Source organism: Enterococcus caccae ATCC BAA-1240 (assembly GCF_000407145.1).
GTDB lineage: Bacteria > Bacillota > Bacilli > Lactobacillales > Enterococcaceae > Enterococcus_L > Enterococcus_L caccae.
In genome coordinates, this window is the sequence record NZ_KE136473.1 from 310,612 (window position 1) to 335,705 (window position 25,094).

Annotated in this window: 26 protein-coding genes and 1 other annotated feature; of the genes, 24 read left to right on the forward strand and 2 right to left on the reverse strand. The window is 35.4% G+C overall.

Annotated elements, in window-relative coordinates; translation table 11 throughout:
• Positions 1–8: 8 nt before the first annotated feature.
• Entirely contained in the window at positions 9–407 is a 399-nt protein-coding gene (locus tag I580_RS06995; protein ID WP_010771256.1) for a VOC family protein, read from the forward strand.
• A complete protein-coding gene (locus tag I580_RS07000) occupies positions 397–759 on the forward strand; it encodes an MmcQ/YjbR family DNA-binding protein (RefSeq protein WP_010771257.1) in 363 nt (120 codons plus the stop codon). Before I580_RS06995 ends, I580_RS07000 begins: the two co-directional genes overlap by 11 nt.
• Before the next feature lie 79 nt (positions 760–838).
• Here the strand turns inward: I580_RS07000 and I580_RS07005 are convergent, their stop codons facing one another.
• A complete protein-coding gene (locus I580_RS07005; protein ID WP_010771258.1) occupies positions 839–1,585 on the reverse strand; it encodes a TraX family protein in 747 nt (248 codons plus the stop codon).
• A 550-nt stretch (positions 1,586–2,135) separates the two neighbouring features.
• On the opposite strand from I580_RS07005, the gene I580_RS07010 reads away from it, so the two are divergent.
• The 15 genes from I580_RS07010 to hisE all read left to right on the forward strand — a co-directional run bounded on the left by I580_RS07010 (position 2,136) and on the right by hisE (position 16,221).
• Positions 2,136–2,798 (forward strand): hypothetical protein, encoded by a 663-nt coding sequence (locus tag I580_RS07010; RefSeq protein ID WP_010771259.1) that lies wholly within the window; start codon positions 2,136–2,138, stop codon positions 2,796–2,798.
• Positions 2,795–3,889 carry a WxLIP family cell surface protein gene (locus tag I580_RS07015; RefSeq protein ID WP_010771260.1) on the forward strand — a complete coding sequence of 365 codons (1,095 nt, stop codon included), beginning with the start codon at positions 2,795–2,797 and terminating at the stop codon, positions 3,887–3,889. Before I580_RS07010 ends, I580_RS07015 begins: the two co-directional genes overlap by 4 nt.
• Before the next feature lie 41 nt (positions 3,890–3,930).
• Complete coding sequence (locus I580_RS07020; RefSeq protein WP_010771261.1) at positions 3,931–4,155, forward strand: hypothetical protein; 225 nt, start codon at positions 3,931–3,933, stop codon at positions 4,153–4,155.
• A gap of 72 nt (positions 4,156–4,227) precedes the next feature.
• Entirely contained in the window at positions 4,228–4,965 is a 738-nt protein-coding gene (locus I580_RS07025) for a WxL domain-containing protein (protein WP_010771262.1), read from the forward strand.
• Positions 4,966–5,076: 111 nt separating this feature from the next.
• Positions 5,077–6,120, forward strand: a complete 1,044-nt coding sequence (locus I580_RS07030; protein ID WP_010771263.1) for a WxLIP family cell surface protein — start codon at positions 5,077–5,079, stop codon at positions 6,118–6,120.
• On the forward strand, positions 6,117–8,657 hold the full coding sequence (locus tag I580_RS07035) for a lectin-like domain-containing protein (protein WP_010771264.1): 2,541 nt from the start codon (positions 6,117–6,119) through the stop codon (positions 8,655–8,657). Before I580_RS07030 ends, I580_RS07035 begins: the two co-directional genes overlap by 4 nt.
• Positions 8,658–9,276: 619 nt before the next feature.
• Positions 9,277–9,550: a binding site (T-box leader), on the forward strand.
• 133 nt (positions 9,551–9,683) lie between these two features.
• Entirely contained in the window at positions 9,684–10,868 is a 1,185-nt protein-coding gene (gene hisZ / locus I580_RS07040; protein ID WP_010771265.1) for an ATP phosphoribosyltransferase regulatory subunit, read from the forward strand.
• 2 nt (positions 10,869–10,870) lie between these two features.
• Entirely contained in the window at positions 10,871–11,512 is a 642-nt protein-coding gene (gene hisG, locus I580_RS07045; RefSeq protein WP_010771266.1) for an ATP phosphoribosyltransferase, read from the forward strand.
• On the forward strand, positions 11,509–12,789 hold the full coding sequence (hisD, locus tag I580_RS07050; RefSeq protein ID WP_010771267.1) for a histidinol dehydrogenase: 1,281 nt from the start codon (positions 11,509–11,511) through the stop codon (positions 12,787–12,789). Before hisG ends, hisD begins: the two co-directional genes overlap by 4 nt.
• A 108-nt stretch (positions 12,790–12,897) precedes the next feature.
• Positions 12,898–13,482: an imidazoleglycerol-phosphate dehydratase HisB gene (hisB, locus tag I580_RS07055; RefSeq protein WP_010771268.1), complete on the forward strand. Its 585-nt coding sequence runs from the start codon at positions 12,898–12,900 to the stop codon at positions 13,480–13,482.
• Positions 13,483–14,109, forward strand: coding sequence for an imidazole glycerol phosphate synthase subunit HisH (hisH, locus tag I580_RS07060; RefSeq protein WP_010771269.1), 627 nt, complete (start codon positions 13,483–13,485; stop codon positions 14,107–14,109).
• Positions 14,087–14,812, forward strand: coding sequence for a 1-(5-phosphoribosyl)-5-[(5-phosphoribosylamino)methylideneamino]imidazole-4-carboxamide isomerase (gene hisA, locus I580_RS07065; protein ID WP_010771270.1), 726 nt, complete (start codon positions 14,087–14,089; stop codon positions 14,810–14,812). The genes hisH and hisA overlap by 23 nt, the downstream gene beginning before the upstream one ends.
• Entirely contained in the window at positions 14,802–15,557 is a 756-nt protein-coding gene (gene hisF, locus I580_RS07070) for an imidazole glycerol phosphate synthase subunit HisF (RefSeq protein ID WP_010771271.1), read from the forward strand. Before hisA ends, hisF begins: the two co-directional genes overlap by 11 nt.
• The gene (gene hisI / locus I580_RS07075; RefSeq protein ID WP_010771272.1) at positions 15,554–15,859 is read left to right on the forward strand and encodes a phosphoribosyl-AMP cyclohydrolase; all 306 of its coding nucleotides are present in this window, start codon (positions 15,554–15,556) and stop codon (positions 15,857–15,859) included. The genes hisF and hisI overlap by 4 nt, the downstream gene beginning before the upstream one ends.
• A 50-nt stretch (positions 15,860–15,909) precedes the next feature.
• Positions 15,910–16,221: a phosphoribosyl-ATP diphosphatase gene (gene hisE, locus I580_RS07080; RefSeq protein ID WP_010771273.1), complete on the forward strand. Its 312-nt coding sequence runs from the start codon at positions 15,910–15,912 to the stop codon at positions 16,219–16,221.
• Positions 16,222–16,416: 195 nt separating this feature from the next.
• On the opposite strand, the gene I580_RS07085 is transcribed toward hisE, so the two are convergent.
• A complete protein-coding gene (locus tag I580_RS07085; protein WP_010771274.1) occupies positions 16,417–16,815 on the reverse strand; it encodes a DUF4828 domain-containing protein in 399 nt (132 codons plus the stop codon).
• A gap of 220 nt (positions 16,816–17,035) precedes the next feature.
• Between I580_RS07085 and sfsA the strand changes: the two genes are divergently transcribed.
• The 7 genes from sfsA to I580_RS07120 all read left to right on the forward strand — a co-directional run bounded on the left by sfsA (position 17,036) and on the right by I580_RS07120 (position 25,060).
• Positions 17,036–17,773, forward strand: a complete 738-nt coding sequence (gene sfsA / locus I580_RS07090) for a DNA/RNA nuclease SfsA (protein WP_034860236.1) — start codon at positions 17,036–17,038, stop codon at positions 17,771–17,773.
• Positions 17,774–17,781: 8 nt separating this feature from the next.
• Positions 17,782–18,783 (forward strand): Gfo/Idh/MocA family protein, encoded by a 1,002-nt coding sequence (locus I580_RS07095; RefSeq protein WP_010771276.1) that lies wholly within the window; start codon positions 17,782–17,784, stop codon positions 18,781–18,783.
• A 27-nt stretch (positions 18,784–18,810) separates the two neighbouring features.
• Positions 18,811–20,091, forward strand: coding sequence for a DEAD/DEAH box helicase (locus tag I580_RS07100; RefSeq protein WP_010771277.1), 1,281 nt, complete (start codon positions 18,811–18,813; stop codon positions 20,089–20,091).
• 39 nt (positions 20,092–20,130) lie between these two features.
• A complete protein-coding gene (locus I580_RS07105) occupies positions 20,131–22,845 on the forward strand; it encodes a sigma-54-dependent transcriptional regulator (protein ID WP_010771278.1) in 2,715 nt (904 codons plus the stop codon).
• 148 nt (positions 22,846–22,993) lie between these two features.
• Positions 22,994–23,314, forward strand: coding sequence for a PTS sugar transporter subunit IIB (locus I580_RS07110; RefSeq protein ID WP_010771279.1), 321 nt, complete (start codon positions 22,994–22,996; stop codon positions 23,312–23,314).
• 33 nt (positions 23,315–23,347) lie between these two features.
• A complete protein-coding gene (locus I580_RS07115; protein WP_010771280.1) occupies positions 23,348–23,668 on the forward strand; it encodes a PTS lactose/cellobiose transporter subunit IIA in 321 nt (106 codons plus the stop codon).
• 111 nt (positions 23,669–23,779) lie between these two features.
• On the forward strand, positions 23,780–25,060 hold the full coding sequence (locus tag I580_RS07120; protein WP_010771281.1) for a PTS sugar transporter subunit IIC: 1,281 nt from the start codon (positions 23,780–23,782) through the stop codon (positions 25,058–25,060).
• Positions 25,061–25,094: the final 34 nt, after the last annotated feature.

Below are 25,094 nucleotides of genomic sequence, written 5' to 3' on the forward strand. Positions count from 1 at the left end.
TTCTTAAGATGAAATTAGATATGGTCGGAATTATTGTCGAGTCGATGGAGCAAGCAGTTTTATTTTATGAGCGTTTAGGCTTTAAAGCATTAGGTGAAAAAAATGCTGATTACGTAGAAGTGAATAATGAAGGAATGCGCATTTCACTAAATACTAAAAAAATGATCGAAGGAATTTATGGCTACCCGCCAAAAAGTGAAGGTGATAAAATCGAATTGGCTTTTCTCTGTGATTCTCCTGCAGAAATCGATCAAGTATGTGAAAAAATGAAAGGCTTTGGTTATGAGATCTTTCGGGAACCGTGGCAAGCTTTTTGGGGTCAGTATTACGCTATCATTAAAGATCCGGATGGAAATTTGTTGAGTCTGTTTTGTAATGATCCGTTGGAACAAGCGGATGAAAAATAAAATTCAGTACTTAAAAGATACGGCTAAAACATGGCCGGGAGCAACAGTTGATTATCGGGAAGATTGGGACTGTGATTATTTCGCAATAGAGAAAAAATGTTTTTGTATGCTTGGAACAAATAAAACAGGTGACTGGGTGATGACAGTCAAAGGGAATCCAGAAGAAAATGAATTGTTACGCGAGCAATATTCAGATGTGGTTCCAGGATATTACGCGAATAAAACACATTGGAATTCTTTTCTATTAGAGAATTCGTCGTTTACAGAAGAGCAGCTAGCCTTCTTCTTAAAAAAATCTTATGAACTAGTATTAAAGAAGTTCCCGAAAAAAGTTCAGATGAAGTATGTTTGATTATATGTAAAAACGTCGCTTTAAGATGAAAGTCTTAAAGCGACGTTTTTTGTTGAATTAACCTTGATGCAGATAAAAATTAACCTTGATGCAGATAAAAATTAACCAATGTGATGATCCACAAATGTGCTGGATAAAATACATAGAATAAATATTTAAAGAAAGGATTATCACTGCCTTTTTTACCGTTATATAAATGGATAAAAGGAATGACTGTAATAAATAGAAATTCTGGATTTGCACCTATGCTTTCTTTAATCATTTCAAAAGAATATTCGGGCAGTCCTACAATCGCCAGTAGCAACAAAGGAATTGCAAAGATAATATAAGAAATATCTCTCTTTTTTGCGTTGTCTCTGAAAAAGTAACTAAGTAGCATAAATGGTATAACGACTAATCCGCCTTCTGCAGGAATTAAATTTAAGGCTATTGCTAGTACCAAGAGAATGACTAAAATAATTGCTCCAATTTTAAATACAGGTTCTTTCACTCGTTTTGAAAAATCGATCAGTGTTAAAATCGTCACGCCAAAAGCGAGTGTTAGAAAAATATTATTATGAACCTCATACATCGGATTTTTGATAATCAAGGTATTGATCAAAGTATTCCCTACAAACATGATTGCCGCCCAGCTATAGAGACGTAGTAAATAGTTTTTTCGGCTTCTTGTGTAATGGAAGCCTTCGACTGCCATAAATGCAAAAAACACAGCGACACAGCGCGTTAACATACCAATTGGTGTGTTAAATTGTGGGGGTAAAAGTGGTAAAAGGTGATCAGAGAGCATCAAGCCCATCATAATAAGTTTTAATTGATTTCCGTTCATTTCATTCTCCTAAATAAACATTATTTTTTACTATCTATAGTATAAAAAAAATCACTCTATTTAGCGTGGGAATCAACGAACAAATAGATGACAAAAGTGAAAGGTGATCGCAGCTCTATTTTTTTAGTTGAACCAAAAAATAAATACGCTAATTACTTAGATAAAGATAACGAAAAGAGTAAAAAAAGTTTTTTTTTTTGTGTGATCAAAAAGATGTTCAGTTTATGATAGGAAAATGAAAAAAGAATATGAGAAACTGGTAATATAAAATATAAAAAAGATTATTTGTGTATTTGATTTAAATTAGATTCATATGGAATTTTGGGTTTTGAAATGAATTAACAGTCCCTAAAGGAAGGATTAACTTAGAAATAGTGTATTTTATTCGCGTTTTAACATTTGAAGGAAACAGTGTAGGCGCATTTAAATTCTATGTTTATTGACAAATATAAATGAGAATAAATTCTGTTATATCGGAGATAAATCAAGTCCAAATGAGTTTATATTTTTTAAAAAGAGTGATAATTCAAAGAAATGGAAGGAAATCGTCGTGGAAAAAATAAAAAAAAATAAAAAATACTATTTAATGGAACTATTAATAATAATAAGCTATGTACTATATCTGATGTTCTTTTTTTACTTTTACAAAGAGGCTGTTTTTTATGTTGATGATAGAGCGTCAATGATGATTCAAGTTCTTTTTTTAACAACGTTTTATCTTAAGGAGATTTTAATCTCTGTATTTGCAGCATTTTTACTAGTCACCATGCAGTTATTATTTCTTGTGCACTTGTACTCAATGATGAAAAATAATCCTAAAGCAAAGAGTGATTTTAAGTGGTTATTTATAGTGTCAATATTCATCTTTTGTAGCTATTCTTTAGGATTGTTGTTGACTAAAATCGGGATTTTCTTTCTTATTGCATTTATTTTTTCGGTAGCGGTAGCTTATGCTACGTATGTCATAGTTAAACTAAGTAAGGAAAAAGAGTTAATGATACAAGAAGAGAATATTTTAGAAGTTGACGGACCCTTTAATACAGAAAATGAAGCGCGCCATAAATTTGAAGATTTTTCTGAACATTGGGCAGGCTCAGAGCCATTATCTTACATGATTGAATGCGAAAATAGTGAAGAATATTATCTCTCCATATACATTGACATAGATCAACAAGATGAAGAACATAACAATGGGGAGAAGACGACTGAATGAAAAAATTATCTATCACTTACCTAATACTTATCGGCTTCTTCACTTTTTTTACGGCTCCCAGTGAAGCCGTGGCAGCAAAGGATGATGCTGGTTTAGGATATACAGTTTCAATCGTACAACCAAAGACTCAGATTGATCCAGAAAAAAGTTATTTTTATGTAAAAACGACACCTGGAGAAGCACAAACTTTAGAAGTCAGGGTAAGGAGTACAAAAAAAGAACCAGTTCATCTAAATATTTATGGGAGTAATGCAATAACTGGAGACGGTGGGACAATCGAATATGCGAAGGATGTCTCTAAAATCGACAAAACATTAAAAGAACCATTAACCTCATTGATTACAGTTGAGACCCCAGAAATTACAGTAGAAAATTTTGAAGAAAAAATAATTCATGTTAAATTAACGCCTCCAAAAGAAAGCTATCAAGGAGTAAAAATGGGAGCCTTAATATTTTCATTAGATAAAGGTTCAGAAAAAAAAAGCGGAGTTACAACAGAATTTTCATATAGGATTGGAGTAATTGCTTCCAGTTCAGGTGATGAGTTCAATAATGCTCAAACGCTAAAATTGATTTCTACGAAAGCAGCAATGAAACGTGGTAAGAAAATGGTCATTGCAAATCTCCAAAATCCTGAGCCAAGAATATTAGAGAACTTGACTATTGAAGCGACGATGGTTGAGAAAGGGTCAGAAAAAAAGATTAAAAAAATAACCGTGCAAAACTACAAACTTGCTCCGAATAGTAACTTTGATTTTGAATTGGACTGGGGAATTGCCCAACTTCCTTCTGGTGACTATACATTAAAATTAACTGCGAGTAATGACTTACATGAATGGAATTTAAGTAAAGACTTTACGATTTCAAATCAACAAGCAAAACAAATAAATGAAGCAAGTGTATTCAAAATTATAACGCCTACTTGGATAAAAATCATAGCGGCTATCTTTATAGGCTATTTCATAGCGATAACCTCAATTATGATTTTCAGAAGAATGCGTTGGGAAAAAAAGTGGAAAAGAAGACGTTTTTTAAAAAACAAAGAAAAGAAAAAATCTGCTAGAGATAAAAGAAATAGAAGGAACATGTGAGATCAAAAATATTATCAAACAATCATAATCAGGGGGAAAATATGATCGATTACTTATGGCTTTATATATTAAGCGGGATTGCGTTACTATCACTGATTTTATTTGTACTAACTTTATCAAGAGATCTGTTTTTAGTGAAGCGTCTAAAGGTAAAAAAAATGGCTTTATTTGCAAATGCTAGTTTGTTACTGCTCTCTTTAATGAGTCTTTCATTGATTATATATTTATTTATTCTACTTAAAGATCAGATTAATTTGATTGGATAGTAACTAGATTGGAAAATTCACAACAATAACTGTCTTTAATCTAATTTATATTTACAGAAGGATGATTAAAAAATGAAAAAACTTGTATTAACAACTTTATTAGCTTCATCAGCATTAATGGTTTTTGCGAAAACTGCAGATGCAGAGGAAGTAGGGAAAGACAAGACAGATGTTGGAATTAAATTTGAAACTGATGGACCAGTAAAACCTGGATCAGGCCCTTTTAAAGATAACTTATCACTTGTATTTGTACCATCTAGTTTCGATTTTGGGAACCAAAAAGCTGTTGCTAATATTGCAACATACAACAACACTTTTAAAGAAGCCCAATACATTACAGTAAACGATGACAGACAAGGAACGACAACCGGTGAAGGAGAGAATGCTGTAACGACTACTACAGCTTGGAAGGTAACTGCTTCAATGTCAGACCTTGTTTCAACAGGTGATTCTGCGACTAGTTTACCGTCAAAATTGACATTTGATTTAGGCGACGCACAGGCTTACACAATTGGGACTAAAATTGACCAAGACACCAATGATTTTATTCCTAATCCTATTGAAGAGAATACTTCGAAACTACCTGAGCCAAATAATATTATACTTGGTGATGGAAAAACAAAGAGTATTTCATTAGAAGCAGGGAAAACTACCGCTGTTCAAATATTAGGAAAATCAAAAGCAGATGCTGTGAAAGGCGGATTTGTTACGAAAATTTCGAATGTTAAACTAAATGTTACTTCTGGAAGTAACGCTTCTGGAAAAACATTTAAAAGTTCAGTTAATTGGAGTTTAGATAACACATATTAAAAAATAAACATATAAATAGATCGTGTAGACAGTTATTGTTGTGAGTTTTCCAATGTTTGAATGAAGACAATTTTTTATTGCTGTTCATTATGAGAGGTTTGAGAAAAGAAAATGAAAAAAGTACTTGTAGTTATCGTTTCCTTTGTTTTAATTGTAATTAATCAATCCGTAACAAGTTTTGCTGAAGAAAATTCGGTGAATGGTTTTCAAGATTTTACATACGAAATTGTGATGCCTACAAATCAAATCAATAGAGATGTAGGTTATTATGATTTATTGGTGAAGCCAGGGCAAAAACAAAATATTCAATTGAAAATACATAATGTAACAGCAAAAGATATAATTATTGCGATTAGAAGAAATAGCGCAAAAACCAATAGCGCTGGTGTTATTGAATACGGACCAAATAAAATTGAAAAAGATTCATCATTAAAAGTTGATTTTGCGGACATAGTAAAAGGTCCAGAAAAAGTGGTGGTTCCATCAGCTAGTACCAAAACGGTTGATTTTTTGATAGAAGTTCCCTCAACTACTTTTGAAGGATACATTGCTGGTGGCATACAGCTACAAAAAATTGAGGAAGAGCACGATGTAACCAACGAAGACAAAGATGGGATCGTGAATGAATTTGCTTATTTGATCGGTATGTTAATTAGTGAAACTGAAACAAAAAATATTAAACCAAAGATGAAGCTAAATAAAGTATATCCTGGAATACAAGATGGAAAAGCGACATTATTTGTGAATTTTTCTAATAGTCAACCAGTATATGGTGAGGACCTATCCGTACATGTCAAAGTAAGGAATAGAAATAAGACAAAAAAACTGTTTGAAATTTTCAATAAAGATATGCGAATAGCCCCAAATTCAATGATTGATTTTCCAGTGCCTATTGATGATAAACGAATGAAAGCTGGGGAATATACAGCTTTCATTACAGTGAAGACAAAAGGTAAAGAGACCTGGTCTTGGGTTGAGGATTTTATGATATCTAATCAAGAAGCAAATGGGGTAAATGGTCAAGTAATTGAAACAAGAGATCATTCTAATATTTCATTATTTCTTATGATAATAGCGCTACTAGTGGTTTTAATAATTAAAATCATAAAGAGAAAAAATAAGAAGTCTAAGTCAATAAGGAGTGAGTTGAAATGAAAAAAAAATCATATGTTGTCATACTGTTAGCAGTAAGTATATTTTTTTTTATAAAGCTAAATAAAATCGAAGCATCTCCAGCTTTGAAAGACAAGTCATCAGAATCAGTTATTGATAATGAGACAAATAAAACGAAGTCATTGTTGAAAGCTGAGACAGATGATAGTGTTCCTTTAGGTGTACCATTAACAGGAATATTCAAAATTCCTAAGGATTCTAATAGTTATGTTTCTGGTAATAAAGTAATTATAACAGATAAGAAATCGTCTCAATCAGGAAATGTTTTTTCAACAGAGGCAAATAAATTAGATTTAAGTAAAAGTCTTGAGGCTGAAATGTATATCAGGATAGATGGTAATGCTGATGGTATGACTTTTGTTCTACACAACGATTCAAAGGTAGTAGATACAATCTATAAAAAAACGGAAGGAGCAGCGTTAAATGCTTATTATGATTATTCTTACGGAGTTGAATTTATTGGACAAATAAAAAATAGTCTTGCTATTGAATTTGATACATATCGTAATGATAATTTTGATTATGGTATAGATAAGAATGATGATAAAGGACACGTAGCTGTTATATTTCCTGATAAGATGGATGACTACAGAGGAGAAGATAGTCAGAAGAAAGTTACCTCTTTAGTACACCATAATGTCCAGTATCCTACTTTTAAACTGGGTAATGGAAAATGGCGTAAATTTGCGATTAGTTGGCAACCCTTTGATAGTAATAATAAGGGGACTTTGACATATGAGCTTGAAGGTTTGAGTGCTCAGAAAATAGAGGTTGATAAGAAGGTTTTTGGCAATGTAGATAAGGTGTTTTGGGGATTTACAGGATCCACTGGGCTTTATTCCGAACAAGCAGAAGTTATTTTCAAAGAAGTTCCGGGATTGGTTAATTTTACTGATAGTTTAAAATTGACCGATAGTGCAGGAAATGAGCTAACAGAGACTAGCGCTATTAAAAATGATACAGAATTACAAGTGAATTATTCAGGAGAATATAAAGGTGGGAACCAGAATCTACTAGCTCCTGTTTTAAAATTCACATTAAGTGATAATCAAGAGTACCTTGCTGATACGTTAACTGTGAATGGTGTGTCCACAACGCCCAACTATGCTGATAACATCTTACAGGTTAATTTAAGTGAGTTAGACAGTAAAGATAATAAAGTTGATGTATCTTTTAAGTTAAAGCCAACAAAGGGAATTTCGTTAAGCAAACCTACTATAAAAAGTAGTTTGACAGGATTAAATTACTTCAAGACGAAGATGAACACAGTGTCTTATACATTAGATACTAAAGCCCCAACAGGTATCGGTAAACTTACTGTAGTAGATCAATTTGATGCCAATAAACTAACTAATGCAGAAGATTATAAAGGATTTTTAAAATCATGGCAGGATGATGTGACAGCGAAAGAGAAGGTTCAAGTCTATCTAAAAGAGGGACAGGATATCAAGAAAATAGTAGAAACTGCTGGGATGAGCAATGTCATTCTCTCTCTTAAAGATGAAGCGGGAAATATCGGAGAAGTGACGATACCATTGTTTATTAAAGAGAAAGAAACAGCTATTGCACAGGATGATACATTTTTAATGGCAGCAAAAGATATCAAAATTTATAATTCTGATTACTCTGAAACAACTGATAAGTTGAAGGCATTACTACGAAAAGAATCATCATTAGAAATGTGGCAAACAAATGTAGATGGTTCTTTAGAAAAATTAGATTCTTCGTTGATAAGTATTGAAACCGATCAATTACCTCAAACAGGTTCGATTCCTGACGAAGGAGATTTCCCAGTGAAATTAGAATATACAGAAAAGAATACTACTCTTAATTTAGCGATTAATTTGAAAATAGTAGCAAATCTTTCAAAAGTTATAGTCCAATATGTAGATGAATCGGGAGAAGCAATACTTGATTCAACGAGTATAATTGAGAACGTTGGTAAGAGCGTAAATTTGACTGAACAAGAGACTGTTAAAAAAAAGATTGAAGAAATAATTAATAAGAACTATTTATTAGTAACCAGACCTAGTTCAGAAACAGCAATTTCTGTAACAAAAGAAGAACAGACAGTTGCTTATCAATTTAAAGGGACACTGAAAATGATTTCATCACCTAACTATTTAAACTTTGGGCGAAAAACAATAAAGAACTTTTTTATCAAAGTAGAACAAGCGAAATACGATAAACCTTTAATTATTTGGGATAATCGAAAGGTTAAAAGCTCTTGGACTGTTACAGCAACATTAAAAAAAGCCTTAACAAATACGGAAGATGAAAGTATGGAGCTACCTAGAGCAATTAAGTATAAAATGGATGAAGATCAATCTATAGTTTTATTAAAGGACGTTGCGCGGTCAATAGCAGTTAGAAAGCCAAATGATTCTAACGAGTACAATATAAGTGAGGATTGGAAAAATGGACAAAAAGGATTTCAATTGGAGGTTACGTCAAGAGAAATTCTTAAACTGGGTGCATACAGGGGAACGATTCTATGGCAAATAGGGGAAACGCCATGATTTCATTATGATCGGAATTAAAAGAAATGACCTGAAAAACTCTTTATCATATAATGTTGATGAATAAAGTCAAAAAAGTAAGGTCGAACAGAGTTCTATGAGTCACGTCCTAACTTCAAAGAAATAAGAACAAATGGTGTGATTAGCAGCAACTTATTACGTTATACTTCAATCATACTGTTGTAAATCACGAGGCACGAAGTGACTCGATGATACACAATACAATGTGTTCTTCAGACGCATTGTTTCTTTTGGCAAGCTCACTATGATGCTTGCCAATTTTCGTGAATTCTCTCTTATTACTATAAAACGCAACGAATTACGAGTCGATGTTGCACAGTACCCACTCGATGTTCGGAGCTAAATACTTCTGTTCAACCTCTTTGGAAGGTAAAAATGGTACAAGAGGATTTGTGCATCATGTGTAAGGTGCATTGATTTTCGTTTTGTTCAAAAGTATGGTGGAATTGTTTCCCGATAGTCTGCAGAAACGATTTCTTATGATTTATCTTTAACAGAAGTTTGTTGTGCAATCAGATATATCTCAAGTTTTCTGTATAGCCTATTGACTAAATTCGTATTTCATGATAAATTATTTAAAAATAAATGAGAATAAAATGAAAGAACGATGATCAAAATAGTAGGTGAATCAATTCATTTTAGAGAGTTTCCGTTTGCTGAAAGGAAATAATGAATCATCATCGAACACGCTTGTAAGTTATTTTTCTGAAATAAAAAATTTAGTTTCTTGAAGTTAGCTTCGTATTCTAAATGAGTAGGAAAAATCGGAGAGTCCGTTATCACTCCTTAGTTTATCTAACTAACAGAGGTTTTTACTGAGAAGTAAAAGCAAATCTGAGGTGGGACCACGTGAATAAATTCTCGTCCTCTTGGCTTATTTGCCAAGGGGCTTTTTTATTTAGCTTTATAGGTTCGTTCTAAGGAAAAGAGCAAAATTTGATTTGTAGAAAAAACATCTCTTAAAAAATGATCTACTTTATTCTCTAAAAACAAGGAGGAAACCGAATGAAATGGAATCGCAGTATACCATCAGGAACAAAAGATAAGTTATTCAGAGAAGCAAATGGGGCGTATCAATTAGAAAAAAAAATCAATGATATTGTGAAAAAAAGAGGGTACCAACGAATTGATACGCCTATGATCGAGTTTGAAGATGTGTTTGACAGTGAAGAAAAAGATGAAAAAGAATTTTACCGTTTTTTTGACAAGCAAGGTCGTCTGCTCGTTTTGCGTCCGGATATGACGATGCCGATTGGGCGAGTGATTGCAACGACAGGCATTCAGCCTCCTCTCAAGTTATCGTATAGTGGAAAAGTGTTTCGCTCAAATGATGATATGCTGGGTGAACAAAATGAGCTGACGCAAGCTGGAATTGAATTGATCGGGTATTCTTCTTTAAAAGCTGAAGTCGAATGTATCTCGTGTGCTATTGAAATTTTGGAGGCCCTGTCTATACCAAATTTTCATTTTGAATTGGGGCATGCAGAAATTTTCCGTTTCATTGTGGCTTCATTAGGATTAGATGATGGAGCAAAAATAGAGCTTCAAACATATGTTAATAATAAAAGTTTAACGGATCTAAAGCGATTTGTAGCAAGATATCCAAGTGACTTAGACGCATTTATTTGTGCGATTCCCAGACTATTTGGTGAAGCAGACGAAGTGTTGCCCATTGCAAAATCATTGCTCCCAAATGACACGAAAATCATAAAAATTATTGACGAATTAGAAACGCTAATGAATGCGATCAAGAGGTGTCATCAAAAAATATCATTAACTGTAGATTTAGGTTTAGTTGCCTTGATGGATTATTACACAGGTGTTTTATTTAGCGGTTATGCGGATCTAGTGCCTGATATTTTCTTACGTGGCGGACGTTATGACCATTTAGCAGAACAATTCGGACAACGTGTGATTCCTGCTGTTGGTTTGGGCATCAACTTAGACACCTTGGTTGCCTTACAATATCAAATCAACAGCTTAGCTTCTTTAGATCAACCGACGACATTGGTTCATGGGTCTTTAGAACAGTTAGCAAAATCAGAAGCGATAGTAAAAGAGAATCCTGGTTATCAATTATCTTTATTTGAAACCATAGAAGAAGCGTTGAAATATGGAAAAAAATGGCAGTATCAACAGATTATTGAAGTAACACAAGATAAAATACGTGTAGTAAAGGTGGGGACGTAAAATTGACACAACTGACTATTGCATTAACAAAAGGGCGCTTGGAAAAACAAACATTGGCCCTGTTTAAACAAGCAGGGATCGATGTTTCCTTTTTGCAAGATAAGCAGCGAAAATTAATTTTTACTAGTCCAGATCATCGCTTTACTTTTCTTTTAGTAAAGGCTGCTGATGTGACGACTTATGTAAGGCATGGGGTTGCTGATCTTGGTATAGTAGGGAAAGACGTATTGATCGAGCATCCATTCGGTTATTATGAAATGCTTGATTTAAAGATTGGCACATGTAAGTTTTCGGTGGCCTCTACAAAAAATTACCAACCAAATGATTATAAACGAAAACGAATTGCAACAAAGTATCCAACAGTTGCATCAGAACATTTTCGTAAAAAGGGTGAAGATGTTGAGATCATCAAGATTGAAGGATCAGTGGAAATTGCACCAGTTTTGGGGTTGGCAGATGCAATTGTTGATATTGTTGAAACAGGTACGACGCTAAGAGAAAATGGCTTGGAGATCTTTGAAGATATCTGTCCAGTTTCGGCTCGAGTGATCGTAAATAAAGCGATGCTCAAACGTAAGCGTCAAGCAATATTTCAGCTGATCGATGGATTAGAAAATGTGATCGAAGGAGGAGAAACGATATGAAATGGTTGACGGGAAATACCGTAGATATTTTAACAGCATTAAACGAAGACTTCAGGTTGACTCAAGAGGACAATCAACAAGTAGAAGAACAAGTTCGTCAAATTATCCGACAAGTGATTCAAAACGGCGATCAGGCGTTAAAGGACTATTCAAAAAAATTTGATCAAGTCGAGCTACAAGAATTATTCATATCACAGGAGACGATCGACCAAGGGTATCAACAAGTAGAAAAAGAAGTGATTGCAGCGTTAGAAGCGGCTAAAGAAAATATTATCAGTTATCATCAAAAGCAAAAACAACATGACTTTATGGACACAGAAAAAACAGGTGTTTTGCGGGGGCAATTGGTGTTGCCTTTAGCACGTGTTGGTGTATACGTACCAGGTGGAACGGCAGCGTATCCATCTTCTGTATTGATGAATGTTCTCCCCGCAAAAATTGCTGGAGTGAAAGAAATCATTATGGTTACACCGCCATCAGTCAATGGAGTTCCTGATGTGATCTTAGCAGCAGCAAAAATTGCTGGAGTAAATAAAATTTTTCAAATAGGAGGAGCACAAAGTATTGCTGCATTAGCTTATGGGACAGAAACAGTACCTAAAGTGGATAAAATCGTGGGACCAGGTAATATCTATGTAGCGACAGCCAAAAAGCAAGTATTTGGAGTAGTAGGAATCGACATGATCGCAGGTCCCTCTGAGATTGGAATTTTAGCCGATGAATCAGCAAATCCAACATATATCGCCGCGGATTTACTGTCACAAGCAGAACATGATACGCTAGCTAGAACTATATTAGTCACAAATTCAATCAGTCTTGCAGAACAAGTAGAAAAAGATATTTATAGACAGCTAGAATCATTGCCTCGTAAAGAAATTGCTATACAAGCAATCAAAAATCATGGCAGGATTATTATTGCCTCAACAATTGCCTCAATGTTTACAATCATGAATGAGATTGCACCAGAACATTTAGAAGTCCAATTAACGGATCCAATCAGCTACCTGCATGAAATAAAAAATGCTGGATCGATCTTTTTAGGAGAATATGCATCAGAACCAGTAGGAGATTATTTTTCAGGAACGAATCATGTGTTGCCAACAAGTGGTACTGCAAAATTTTATTCCCCTTTAGGCGTGTACGATTTTGTGAAGTATAGTCAAGTTACTTATTATACCAAAGAAGCGTTGGCTGAGGTTAAGGATGCCATTACAGTTTTGGCGAGAAAAGAAGGTTTAGAAGCGCATGCCAGAGCGATTGAATACCGATTTGACTGATTATTATTCGTTGTTGATATGGAAAAAAGATAAAATAGAAATGAAGCCAAAAGCACCTCAATTACATTTTCAGAGTCCACTATGCTTTTAATTGAAAGGAGAAACATAATGAGAACTGCTACTTTAAAACGAGAAACTGCAGAAACAAAAATCGAGTTGAGTCTTGATCTAGATCATCAAGAACCAGTTACGATTCAAACCGGCGTTGGCTTTTTTGATCATATGTTGATTTTATTCGCTCGTCACAGCCGTATTTCTTTAGAAGTGAAAGTAGAAGGTGACTTAGATGTAGATAGTCATCATACTGTGGAAGATGTCGGGATTGTTTTAGGACAATGTATTCGCGAAGCTATAGGGGACAAAGCGGGAATCAATCGTTATGGTACTAGTTTTGTACCAATGGATGAGTCTTTAGGAATGGCATCGTTAGATGTAAGTGGGCGGTCTTATTTAGTATTTGATGCGATATTTGATAATCCTAAGCTTGGGGATTTTGACACAGAATTGACAGAAGAATTTTTTCAAGCGTTAGCATTCAATACTCAAATGAATTTACATTTAAAAATCTTGCACGGGAAAAATACTCATCACAAGATAGAAGCGTTGTTTAAGGCAACTGGCCGAGCCTTAAGAGAAGCGATAACCATAAATCCTGAAATTCAAGGAGTCAACTCCACGAAAGGAATTCTGTAGATGATTATTATCATTGATTACGATACTGGAAATACATTAAATGTTCAAAAAGCCTTAGATCATGTTGGTTTAGCAAATAAAATTTCTGCTGATCCTGATGAAATACGAACAGCATCAGGCCTAATTTTACCAGGTGTCGGAGCTTTTGCACTAGCTATGAAGGAATTGAAGCAGCGCGGGTTAGTGAGTGTGATCCAAGAAGTTGCTCAAAATGGGACTCCGATTTTAGGTGTTTGTTTAGGGATGCAGTTGCTTTTAGAAGGGAGTATGGAAAATGGTTTTACGGAAGGGTTAGGGCTGATTGAAGGCATTTGTGAAAAGTTACCTGACGATCCTGATTTACCAGTTCCTCATATGGGATGGAATCAATTAGTTGTAACGGAAGAAACCTATTTAACAAAAGATGTGGATGGAAAGTATGTCTATTTTGTCCATTCTTATTATGCTGATTGTGAGTCTGAGGTGATTGATGCATTCGCTCAGTATTCTATTAAAATACCTGGGATGATTTCAAAGGGGAATGTTTACGGAACCCAGTTTCATCCTGAAAAAAGTAGTGAAGCTGGTTTGATGATTTTAAGAGGATTTAAGGAGGTAGTAGATCATGTTGATTTTACCAGCAATTGATATTAGAGAAGGAAAAGCGGTACGATTAGTTCAAGGGAATTTTTTACAAAAAACGATTGTCAATCATGATCCTATTGCCCAAGCACAAGAATTTAGTGATGCGGGTATTCAGATGATGCATGTCGTTGACTTGGATGGTGCTTTGATGGGAAAAGCCGCTAATGCACCTTTGATAGAGAATATGAAAAAAACAACGGGCTTAAAAATTGAAGTTGGCGGAGGAATTCGCACATTGCAACAAATTGATGATTATGTAGCCCTTGGAATTGACCGAATTATTATTGGTTCAGCGGCTTTGAGAGATCCAATATTAGTCAAAGAAGCTGTCAAGAAGTATGGAGATAAAATTGCAGTGGGAATTGATGCTAAAAATGGAAAAGTTGCTGTTAGTGGTTGGCTGGATGTGAGCGAAACTGATTATTTGCAAATGGCTAAGGAAATGGCAGCAATCGGTGTTCAAACAATCATTTATACAGATATTACAAAAGATGGCACTTTAGCTGGTCCAAGTTTTGAAGATTATGCACTATTAGCAAAAGTTGCACCTGATGTACAAATCATTGCTTCAGGTGGTGTGAGTAGTAAAGCAGATTTGGAGAAACTAGCAGAATTAGGTTTATACGGAGCAATCGTTGGAAAGGCGTTTTATAATGGTGCTATCACTTTAGCAGATATGCTGGAGGTAGAGAAAAATGCTAACTAAACGTATTATTCCTTGTTTAGATGTAACAGATGGCCGAGTAGTCAAGGGGGTCAATTTTATTGATCTGCAAGATGTGGGTGATCCTGTAGCTATTGCGAAAGCGTATAATGAACAGGGAGCTGATGAGCTAGTTTTCTTAGATATAACTGCTACAAGTGACGACCGTGAAACGATGATCGAAGTGGTAGAACGGACAGCGGCAGAAGTATTCATCCCTTTGACTGTAGGGGGGGGGATTCGAAGTGTCTCTGACATGAAACGAATGCTACAGGCCGGGGCTGATAAAATTTCTCTCAATTCAGCAGCGATTCAACGACCAGCGTTAATCCAAGAAGGGGCTGAAAAACTTGGTTCACAGTGTATTGTTGTAGCAATAGATGCTAAACGAACAGACGATTCTTGGCATGTTTTTGTTAAAGGCGGGCGAGAAGATACAGGAATAGACGCGATAGAATGGGCTAAAGAAGCCGTGGCTCTAGGTGCGGGCGAAATCCTACTGACAAGCATGGATGCAGATGGGACTAAATCAGGGTATGATCTCACATTGACTCAAGCTGTTTGTAAAGCTGTGAATGTTCCTGTGATTGCATCGGGTGGATGTGGCAGTGCAGCTGATATTGTAGAAGTTTTTGAACAAACCAAAGTAAGTGCTGCTTTAGCTGCAAGTGTTTTCCATTATGGAGAGGTGAAAATTCCAGAGCTGAAAGATTCATTAGCGCTTAAGGGAATGGAGGTACGTCGATGAAACTAGATTTTAGCAAAGGACTATTGCCTGCAATCATTATGGAAGAAAAAACAAAAGAAGTTTTGATGCTGGCTTATATGAATGAAGAAAGTTTTGAAAAAACACTCGAAACAGGCACAACTTGGTTTTATTCCCGATCACGTCAACAGTTATGGAATAAAGGTGAGACAAGCGGCAATAGTCAAAAAGTAAAAAGCATCATCACAGATTGTGATTCAGATACCTTACTTATCACCGTTGAACAAACAGGACCTGCTTGTCATACAGGTAAACATAGTTGTTTTTTCAATGTAATTTTTTAGCTTCACAGGCTAGCGCTTTGGAAAAATGATACAGGAAGGAGGCAAAAAATATGATCGAGACACTTTATGGAGAAATATGTGCGCGTAAAGAAAAGCCCCAAGAAGGTTCTTATACAAATTATCTATTCAGCCAAGGATTAGACAAAATCTTGAAAAAAGTTGGGGAAGAGGCAACAGAAGTAATTATCGCTGCTAAAAATAATCAATCAGAACTTATTTCTGAAACCTCTGATCTGATTTATCATATGTTAGTTTTACTTGTGGAACAAGATGTTTCCTTAGATGAGATCAAAATAGAATTAATGAAACGTGAAGGGAAATTAAGTAAAACGAAAGAGCGCAAACAAATTGATGACCTTTAAAATAACCGAAAACGAAAAGAAGAGGCCGAGACAAAAGTGTTTAGCTCCGAGAAATAAGAGGGAATTCACGAAAATTGCTTTTTAAATTTTTGTGAATTTCAGCTTATTTCCGAAGGATCTGCTTTTTTCTCGCCGTTTATTCGGGTTTAGAGAGCATAACAAAACTGATCTTTAGTTTTGTCCCGCTCTCTTCTTTTATTTTTCAGTTGAACAATCTAAAGAATCAGTCGTCTCTAACACATATGTAGCATCATCTGCTTCATCATATAAGGAAGCAGGTCGATCATTTAGACATTGAACAATCAGATGATAACCATATTCATCTTGGGCTACTAAGCGTTTACTAGTTAATTCGACTAACCTATAGCTTAACTTCTTACCATCTATAATGATTTGTAAATCGTCTTCGATCTTTAATGTATGTTGCGTGGCTTTTACTTTGTTAACGAACCACCAACTACCTAAATAACTTTTATATAAATTAGGAATATCTGAATCGGTCAGCTGTTTCTCTTGTTTCTTTTTCAAGAACAATGAGCCAGCAATACCTGTAATAAGTGATGCACCTAAAAATAATGACCAATGTTTTTTCATACTATCATTCTCCTCCAAAACAATCATAGCATGAAATTAAAAAACAAACTATTCGAAAATCTTTTCCTATAAAAAAACTTAATGAAGTTGAAATTTTTGTCATCAGAAACGATTGTTTTAGTAATAGTTAGGTGAAATGGCAAAAGGGTTGTCTGAAAAGTTTGACGATGCTTTTTCAACCAAAATATGGTATTGTTTTGAAGAAAGGGTGTTACAATTGATTACATATCCTAACGTGCATATCGCACATTTTATTGATAGACCAAATCGTTTTATTGCAGAGTGCCGTTTGAAGGAAACGGGTGAAATGGTAACGGTTCACGTAAAGAATACTGGTCGTTGCAAAGAACTATTTTATTCAGATGTTGAAGTTGCTTTATCTTATCAACCTTCGCCAAAGCGAAAAACAGACTATGATCTGATAGCTGTTAAAAAAGGAGAAGAATGGTTTAATATTGATAGTCAAGTTCCTAATGCATTAGCGGCTCAGGCACTGCTGAATGGCACGATTCGTTTGCCAGGATTAAAAGGAAAGATCACCTCAGTTAAGAGAGAAAAACGGTTTGCACAGTCACAATTTGATATACTAATAGAAACTGATACTGGCAATCAAGCCTTCGTTGAAGTAAAAGGGATGACTTTAGAAAATCGTAAAATTGGCGCTTTTCCCGATGCACCAACGTTGCGTGGATTGAAACATGTGACGGAATTGATTGAAGCACTTCAAGTTGGTTTTCAAAGCTATGTATTATTTGTAGTACAATTTGAAAAAGTCGAAGCAACAACGATTCATACAACGATGCAGCCAGCTTTAGCAGAAATGATTTTATCAGGACAAAAACAAGGATTAAGCGTCATTGCTTACAATTGTTCTGTTACTCCTGATACAATAGCAATAGAACATCAGGTACCGTTTGATGTCACAAAAACGTTTGAAGATCCAAATTCAGAAAGGTGAGGGTAAAGATGATTCACTTAGGTATTATTGGAACAAACTGGATTAGCCATCAATTTGTCAATGCAGCGTTGGAAACAAAGCGCTATGATTTAACAGCTGTTTATTCACGAAAGTTGGAAACTGCTCAAAAATTTGGTGAGGAATACGGCGATGTTGAGTATGCAACAGATTTAAAGACATTTTTCGGTATTGCTCATATGGACACAGTTTATATTGCGTCACCTAATTCCCTACATTTTGAACAAGCAAAACAAGGAATTTTGGCAGGAAAAAATATTATTGTCGAAAAACCAGCCTTCTCAACGCCTGCTGAAATGGAAGAGATCATTGAGCTAGCAAATCAACAAAAAGTCTTCTTTTTTGAAGCAGCCCGCAATATTCATGAGAAAAGTTTCAAAAAAATTGGGGATTTATTACCATTAAAAAATAAAATTATGGGTGCAAACTTTACCTATATGAAATATTCTTCACGTTACGACCAAGTACTTGATGGCCAAGAACCAAATATTTTTTCACCACATTTTTCAGGTGGCGCTATGGCAGACCTTGGTGTCTATCTAGTTTATGCTGCTGTTGGTTGGTTCGGTATGCCAAATGAAAGTCATTATTTTGCAAGAAAAATTCCGACAGATGTTGATGGGATCGGTACAGCGATTTTGAGATATGATTTGTTTGATGTAACATTACAAACAGGCAAAAATGCAGATTCTTTCTTAGATTCTGAAATTTATTTTGATGGTGGAACATTAATTTTAGATAGTGTAAATGCGATCTCTAAAGCCGAATTTCACGATCGTAATCACCAAGAACGTGATATCATTGAGCTTACAACGGAAGAAAACCCGATGATTGAAGAAGCCCATGATTTTGCCGATGTTCTTGAAAATCCTAATGATTCAATAATGGGCGCACGTTATGAAGAATGGGTAGAATTAGCCCGTAATGTAAATAAAGTGCTAACAACTTTAAGAAAAAGTGCTGGTATTGTATTTGACGCGGACAAAGAATAAAAAGTTTTTAATGAAGAAAGGATTATTATGACATTTATCAAACATTTACCAGAAGCTTGGCAAGAACATTGGCAGGCTTCTGGTTTTAGCGAGCCATCAGTGATTCAAGAAAAAAGTTTCCAACTTTTGAGAGAGAAACAAAATGTGCTTGGGATTTCGCCGACAGGTTCTGGAAAAACATTGGCTTATGTGCTGCCATTACTGTTGAATGTAGAAAAAGACCAAGGGAGCCAATTATTGATTTTAGCACCATCACAAGAATTAGCCGTGCAAATCAGCCAAGTGGTGCGTGATTGGGCAACATTACTTCAATTGAAAACCCAAAGTTTGATTGGGGGAGCCAATGTCGGCCGTCAAATTGAAAAATTAAAAAAGAAACCTGAAATTTTGGTTGGAACGCCAGGACGTGTACTGGAACTAATTAAAACAAAGAAAATCAAAAGTCATTTATTAAAGACCGTAGTAATGGATGAAGTCGATCAATTGTTTCATGAAAAAGAACTGAATTTAACCAAACAAATTTTAGCAAGTGCACCAACAGAATTCCAATTAGTCTTTTATTCAGCAACAGCAGATCGAGTAGCAGAAGAAGCTGAAAAGTTAACAAATCAACTGACGACCATTGATGTAACGGATGAAGACCAATCAAGTGGTGTCGTAAAGCATTATTTCATGGCTCTATCCCCTAGAAAGAAAAGTGACTTTTTAAGAAGCTTGGCGTATACACCAGATTTTCGGGCGATGGTTTTTTTCAATCAAGTTGCCGATTTAGGCTCAGTCGAAGAAAAACTGATGTATGAAGGAGTGAAAGTAGTCGGACTTGCTTCAGATCAAAATAAAACGTTACGAAAATTAGCGATTGATCAATTCTCTAAAAAACAGGCAGTAATGCTTTTAACAACAGATATCGCTGCTAGAGGATTGGATTTTGATGCTATTCCATTTGTTGTGAATGCTGACGTTCCTTTATCAGAGGAAAGTTATATCCATCGATCTGGGCGTGTTGGACGAATGGGCGCAGCAGGTTCGGTCATTACCTTTGTAAATGATGCAACAAAGAGAGATTATCAACGCTTGATGAAAAAAATCGAGCTTCCATCCCAAGAAATTTTTCTATACGATGGAGCGATTCACTTGACTAGAAAAGAAAAAAGTTTATCTGACGAAAAAAATACAAGTTCAAATGGAATCACTAGAAAAGAACAAGAGATAAAAGAACGACCAAATAAAGCGGCTACTAAACCTAAAAAACGGCCAAAAAACAATAAAAATAAAGGGGCTAGACGGAAACCGTCTAAAACTGAATAATGTTCATAAGTGAAAACGTCATGATTTAGGAGGCTATCCATGAAATCTAGAAAAGACGAGATTTTAGCAGTTCTAGAATTAAAAGATCAAGGGATGACGGCGGCGGAAGTCGCAAATGAGTTGGCAATCGATCGAAGTAATGCCAGTCGCTATTTGAGTGAGCTGTTCAAAGAACAGAAAATCATTAAAAGTGATGGTCGTCCAGTCATCTATTCAGTTGCAAAAGAAGAGGACAAAGTCCATGTGGACAGTTCCAGTGAAGTAACGTTTGATAACTTAGTTGGTGCTCAAGATTCTTTAAAGGTTAGCATTCAGCAAGCAAAAGCAGCAATTTTATATCCGCCACGCGGCTTACATACCATTATTTTTGGTGAAACTGGAACAGGTAAATCCTTATTTGCAGAATGCATGTATCACTTTGCCGTTGATTCAAATACATTGGCAAAAGATGCACCATTTGTTTCGTTTAATTGTGCTGACTACGCTCAGAATCCTCAATTGCTCTTTGGACATATTTTTGGTGTGAAAAAAGGGGCTTATACTGGTGCTAATGAAGATAGCCCAGGTCTAATGTCAAAAGCAGATGGAGGAATTTTATTTCTTGATGAAATCCACCGCTTACCACCAGAAGGTCAAGAAATGCTTTTTACCTTTATCGATAAAGGGATCTATCGCCCACTTGGGGAAAGTGGTCAAACATATGAAGCATCTGTTCAAATCATTGGTGCAACTACAGAATCGTCTGAAAGCTTTTTGACGACGTTTAATCGTCGAATTCCGATGGCGATTACATTGCCGTCTTTAGATGCACGATCGCTTGATGAGCGCTATGATATTATCTCCTTGTTTATCAAACAAGAAGCCAATCGTTTAAATCAGCGGATTGATATTAAAAGAGAAGCTATTTTAGCTTTTATGCTATATGATGCTGAAGGCAACATTGGGCAAGTTAAACGGGACTTGAAACTTGTTTGTGCTAAATCGTTTTTACACTATCGTACTCATAACGAGTCTAGCTTGGTGATTCAAAAACGAGATTTACCACTTCAAGTTCAAAAAGGATTATTAAAAATCAAAGAAGTTTCTGATCGATTGGATCGTTTTGTTGATAGCAAGAGTAACTATTTAAGTTTTGAACCGGGCACCAATGAAGTTGTATGGTCTCAAGATCCAGCTCGTGATATGCAAGTCTATAACGAAATTGAAGAAAAAGTTGCTACTTTATCTCCAAATGAATTAGAAAACGTCAATTTAGAACAACTGATTTCCAGTGATATGGATGCCTATTTCCAAACCTATGTGGATGAATTGACACAAAATCCAGTGCATAAAGAATTGTTGCCAGAACCGATTTGGAAACTGACAGATCAGTTATATGATATCGCAGAAAAAAGATTAGAGCGGACATACAATGAGAAGGCACGCTTTGCTTTTGCACTCCATTTACAAAGTACGATTGATCGAGTGAGAGAAGGACATGTGATTGTTCATCCTAATTTAAATAATGTTCGCAAAAAAATGAAAAAAGAATTTCAAGTCGCCATGGATTTATCTGCTATCATTGAAGAAGAGAACAATATTGAAATTCCATTTGATGAGATTGGCTTTATCAGTATGTTCTTATCGATCAATGTGGGGAGTAAAGAAAAAGTCCATGAAAATAACGTTGGCGTTGTCGTGTTGATGCATGGTGATTCAACAGCTTCAAGTATGCTGAAAACAGCGCAAGAATTGCTTGGAACAGAAACTGGTGTGGCAATGAACATGCCACTAACGATGGAAGTTCAAACCATGTATGAACAGTTAAAAACGTTTGTGTTGAACCATCGTGAAAAATTAGTGAACGGTATGCTACTTTTGACAGATATGGGGTCATTGAATTCGTTTGGGAATCTGATTTTTGAAGAAACAGGGATTCGGACAAAAGCTATCACTATGACAAGCACAATGATTGTTTTAGAAGCAATTCGCATGGCTAGCGTGGGACGAAGTTTAGAAGATATCTACCAAAATATTCAAATGTCATTTGAAAGTATTATTAGAGAACAATTTAGAACAAGTCCGCAAAATCGGGCTGAAGTCAAAAAAGCGGTTGTTGTTACGTGCTTTACAGGTGAAGGTGTTGCAGCAAAGTTATACCAACGTATTTTGCCAGTTATTGATGAAAGCAAAGTAGAAATCATTCAAATGCAGTTTTTAGAACGTGAAGCATTCAAGAAACACATCGATAGTTTGATGGAAGAGTATGAAATCAAAGCCATTGCTGGAACCGTTGATGTGGAGTATCAGAATATCCCATTCTTTTCTGCGTATGATATCTTTGATGATGAAAAATTAAATGTCTTAAAACGCATTGCGGGGGATGAAGTACCGACTGAAAAAATAGTAAAATCGTTAGGTGGTACAATCACTGCAGTCGATTCACTGCAAAAGCTGATCATCATGTTACAAAAAATTATCCATCAAATTCAAACAGATATGCACATTATTGTGGAACCAGGTGTTGATGCTGGAATTGTTATCCACTTAGCATTTTTAGTAGATGCGATTTTAAAAGGGGAGAAATCAAAAGAATTTGAAAATCTTTCTGAATTTATGAAAAAGAACCGTTTAGAATCCGATGTCGTTAGAACCAATCTGATGGCAATCGAAAAAGCTTATCGTCTATCTTTTACAGAGTCCGATGTTGCTCACTTAACGCAACTTTTCTTAGAAAATAAAATCGAAGCAGTAACAGAATATAAGTCAAAATAATTAGTGTGTAGTCAAAAAAATAATAGTGTGTACACAAAATGTATAGACCAAAACCGAGATATTACGGGATTTGGTCTATCTTTTTTTTGGCACACTTCTTGCTTTATATAAAAGTGTAGATAAAACAACTATAGAAGGAGTGGTAACAATGGCTAAAAAAACAATCATGTTAGTCTGTTCAGCAGGAATGAGTACAAGTTTATTGGTAACAAAAATGCAAAAAGCAGCAGAAGATCGTGGAATGGAAGCAGATATTTTTGCGGTATCCGCATCCGATGCCGATAATAATTTGGAAGCAAAAGATGTAAACGTATTACTTTTAGGCCCGCAAGTTCGTTTCATGAAAGCACAATTCGAGCAAAAACTGGCGCCCAAAGGGATTCCATTTGACGTAATCAATATGTCAGATTACGGCATGATGAATGGTGAAAAAGTATTAGATCAAGCAATTGCTTTAATGGATAATTAATTTAAATAAAAAATGAATGGAGCGTTAATAATCATGGAAGAACAACAAAATTTAGAAGCAGTAATGGGACTGATCATGTATGGAGGCAATGCTAAAAGCGATGCAATGGAAGCCATAGCTGCAGCCAAAGCTGGAGACTTTGAATTAGCGGATCAAAAAATTGTGGATGCAGAAGAATCTTTAGTGCAAGCACATCATTCTCAAACAGGAATGCTAACGCAAGAAGCACAAGGAAATCATATTCAAGTGACTTTATTGACTGTACACAGCCAAGACCATTTAATGACAGCGATTGCTTTTACAGACTTAGCGAAAGAAATCATTGATTTGTATCGCCGTATGGATAATGAATAAAAAATATAAGCTCTTTAATGAAAGAGAAGCAACAAGTGAATGTTTAATAACGACGGATTTGAAGAGCTTCGGGCTTTTTAGATAAATATTGTTTAGGGGGATTTACAAACGATGGACAAATTTGTTCAATGGATGGAAAAATATTTTATGCCGAAAGCTTCAGTAATTGCAGCACAACGGCACTTGGTGGCAATTCGTGATGCCTTTGTAGTGACGATGCCATTAATGATTTTAGGAGCACTTGCAGTGCTGATCAACAATTTACCAATTCCAGGATTTCCGGAATTGATGGACAAATTATTTCCAATGATCGCCAATGACGCACCAATTTGGAAAAGCTTTGGCGGGAATATTTGGAACGGAACATTCGCAATTTTTTCAGTATTGATTGCATTTTTAGTAGCATACAACTTAGTAAAATCATACGGTAAAGACGGCATTGCTGCGGGTACTGTTTCCGTTGCTTCATTCTTTGCTGTTGGTGGCTTAAGTGGTATGGATGCTACTGGGTTATTTATTGCATTAGTTATTGCACTTATTTCAGGTGAATTATTCCAAAGATTAGTTGGAAACGAAAAATTAGTAATCAAAATGCCGGATGGTGTACCGCCAGCTGTCGCAAAATCATTTGCAGCGTTACTGCCAGCAATGATCACGATCAGTCTTTTCAGTTTGATCACTTCTATTTTATTAGGTTTAGGTATTGATAATATTGTGGTTTCATTCTATGAAGCAGTTCAAAAACCATTTATGGGATTAGCGAACAGCTATCCATCTGCATTATTATTAGCATTTATTACACCATTCCTATGGTTCTTCGGTTTACACGGAGCCAATATGGTCGATCCTTTGATGCAAACAATCAATGTTCCAGCGATTGATGCAAACATCAAAGCGTTAGAAGCTGGGGAAAAAATTCCTTATATCGTAAACAAACCGTTCTTTGATTCATTTGTAAACTTAGGTGGAACAGGTGCTACTTTAGGTTTGCTGATCGCAATTTTCTTAGTAGGACGTAAAAACAAACCATTTAAAGTCATCACGAACTTAAGTTTAGCACCAGGTATTTTTAATATTAATGAACCAGTAATGTTTGGTCTTCCGATCGTATTGAATCCGATCATGTTTATTCCATTTATCATTACGCCAATGGTTCTTGTAACAACGGCATATATTGCCACTTCTACAGGCCTAGTTCCGGCTGCGACATTTATGCCACCTTGGGTAACGCCGCCAATCATTGGTGGATTCTTGGCAACTAAGAGTATAGCAGGTGGTGTCTTAGCCGCAGTAAACTTAGCAATCTCTGTATTAATCTATATTCCGTTTGTAAAAGTTGCAACGGATCAATTCTTAAAACAAGAAGCAGCGGCACAAGAAAACAACATTTAAGCATAATCGTATACTGAATAGATAAAATCTCCTT

What these genes read in the sequence shown, in the direction of transcription:
- I580_RS06995 (WP_010771256.1), top strand. Translation starts at nt 9, where the DNA reads ATGAAATTAGATATGGTCGGAATTATTGTCGAGTCGATGGAGCAAGCA.
- I580_RS07000 (WP_010771257.1), top strand. Translation starts at nt 397, where the DNA reads ATGAAAAATAAAATTCAGTACTTAAAAGATACGGCTAAAACATGGCCG.
- I580_RS07005 (WP_010771258.1), bottom strand. Translation starts at nt 1,585, where the DNA reads ATGAACGGAAATCAATTAAAACTTATTATGATGGGCTTGATGCTCTCT.
- I580_RS07015 (WP_010771260.1), top strand. Translation starts at nt 2,795, where the DNA reads ATGAAAAAATTATCTATCACTTACCTAATACTTATCGGCTTCTTCACT.
- I580_RS07020 (WP_010771261.1), top strand. Translation starts at nt 3,931, where the DNA reads ATGATCGATTACTTATGGCTTTATATATTAAGCGGGATTGCGTTACTA.
- I580_RS07025 (WP_010771262.1), top strand. Translation starts at nt 4,228, where the DNA reads ATGAAAAAACTTGTATTAACAACTTTATTAGCTTCATCAGCATTAATG.
- I580_RS07030 (WP_010771263.1), top strand. Translation starts at nt 5,077, where the DNA reads ATGAAAAAAGTACTTGTAGTTATCGTTTCCTTTGTTTTAATTGTAATT.
- I580_RS07035 (WP_010771264.1), top strand. Translation starts at nt 6,117, where the DNA reads ATGAAAAAAAAATCATATGTTGTCATACTGTTAGCAGTAAGTATATTT.
- hisZ (WP_010771265.1), top strand. Translation starts at nt 9,684, where the DNA reads ATGAAATGGAATCGCAGTATACCATCAGGAACAAAAGATAAGTTATTC.
- hisD (WP_010771267.1), top strand. Translation starts at nt 11,509, where the DNA reads ATGAAATGGTTGACGGGAAATACCGTAGATATTTTAACAGCATTAAAC.
- hisB (WP_010771268.1), top strand. Translation starts at nt 12,898, where the DNA reads ATGAGAACTGCTACTTTAAAACGAGAAACTGCAGAAACAAAAATCGAG.
- hisH (WP_010771269.1), top strand. Translation starts at nt 13,483, where the DNA reads ATGATTATTATCATTGATTACGATACTGGAAATACATTAAATGTTCAA.
- hisA (WP_010771270.1), top strand. Translation starts at nt 14,087, where the DNA reads ATGTTGATTTTACCAGCAATTGATATTAGAGAAGGAAAAGCGGTACGA.
- hisF (WP_010771271.1), top strand. Translation starts at nt 14,802, where the DNA reads ATGCTAACTAAACGTATTATTCCTTGTTTAGATGTAACAGATGGCCGA.
- hisI (WP_010771272.1), top strand. Translation starts at nt 15,554, where the DNA reads ATGAAACTAGATTTTAGCAAAGGACTATTGCCTGCAATCATTATGGAA.
- hisE (WP_010771273.1), top strand. Translation starts at nt 15,910, where the DNA reads ATGATCGAGACACTTTATGGAGAAATATGTGCGCGTAAAGAAAAGCCC.
- I580_RS07085 (WP_010771274.1), bottom strand. Translation starts at nt 16,815, where the DNA reads ATGAAAAAACATTGGTCATTATTTTTAGGTGCATCACTTATTACAGGT.
- I580_RS07095 (WP_010771276.1), top strand. Translation starts at nt 17,782, where the DNA reads ATGATTCACTTAGGTATTATTGGAACAAACTGGATTAGCCATCAATTT.
- I580_RS07100 (WP_010771277.1), top strand. Translation starts at nt 18,811, where the DNA reads ATGACATTTATCAAACATTTACCAGAAGCTTGGCAAGAACATTGGCAG.
- I580_RS07105 (WP_010771278.1), top strand. Translation starts at nt 20,131, where the DNA reads ATGAAATCTAGAAAAGACGAGATTTTAGCAGTTCTAGAATTAAAAGAT.
- I580_RS07110 (WP_010771279.1), top strand. Translation starts at nt 22,994, where the DNA reads ATGGCTAAAAAAACAATCATGTTAGTCTGTTCAGCAGGAATGAGTACA.
- I580_RS07115 (WP_010771280.1), top strand. Translation starts at nt 23,348, where the DNA reads ATGGAAGAACAACAAAATTTAGAAGCAGTAATGGGACTGATCATGTAT.
- I580_RS07120 (WP_010771281.1), top strand. Translation starts at nt 23,780, where the DNA reads ATGGACAAATTTGTTCAATGGATGGAAAAATATTTTATGCCGAAAGCT.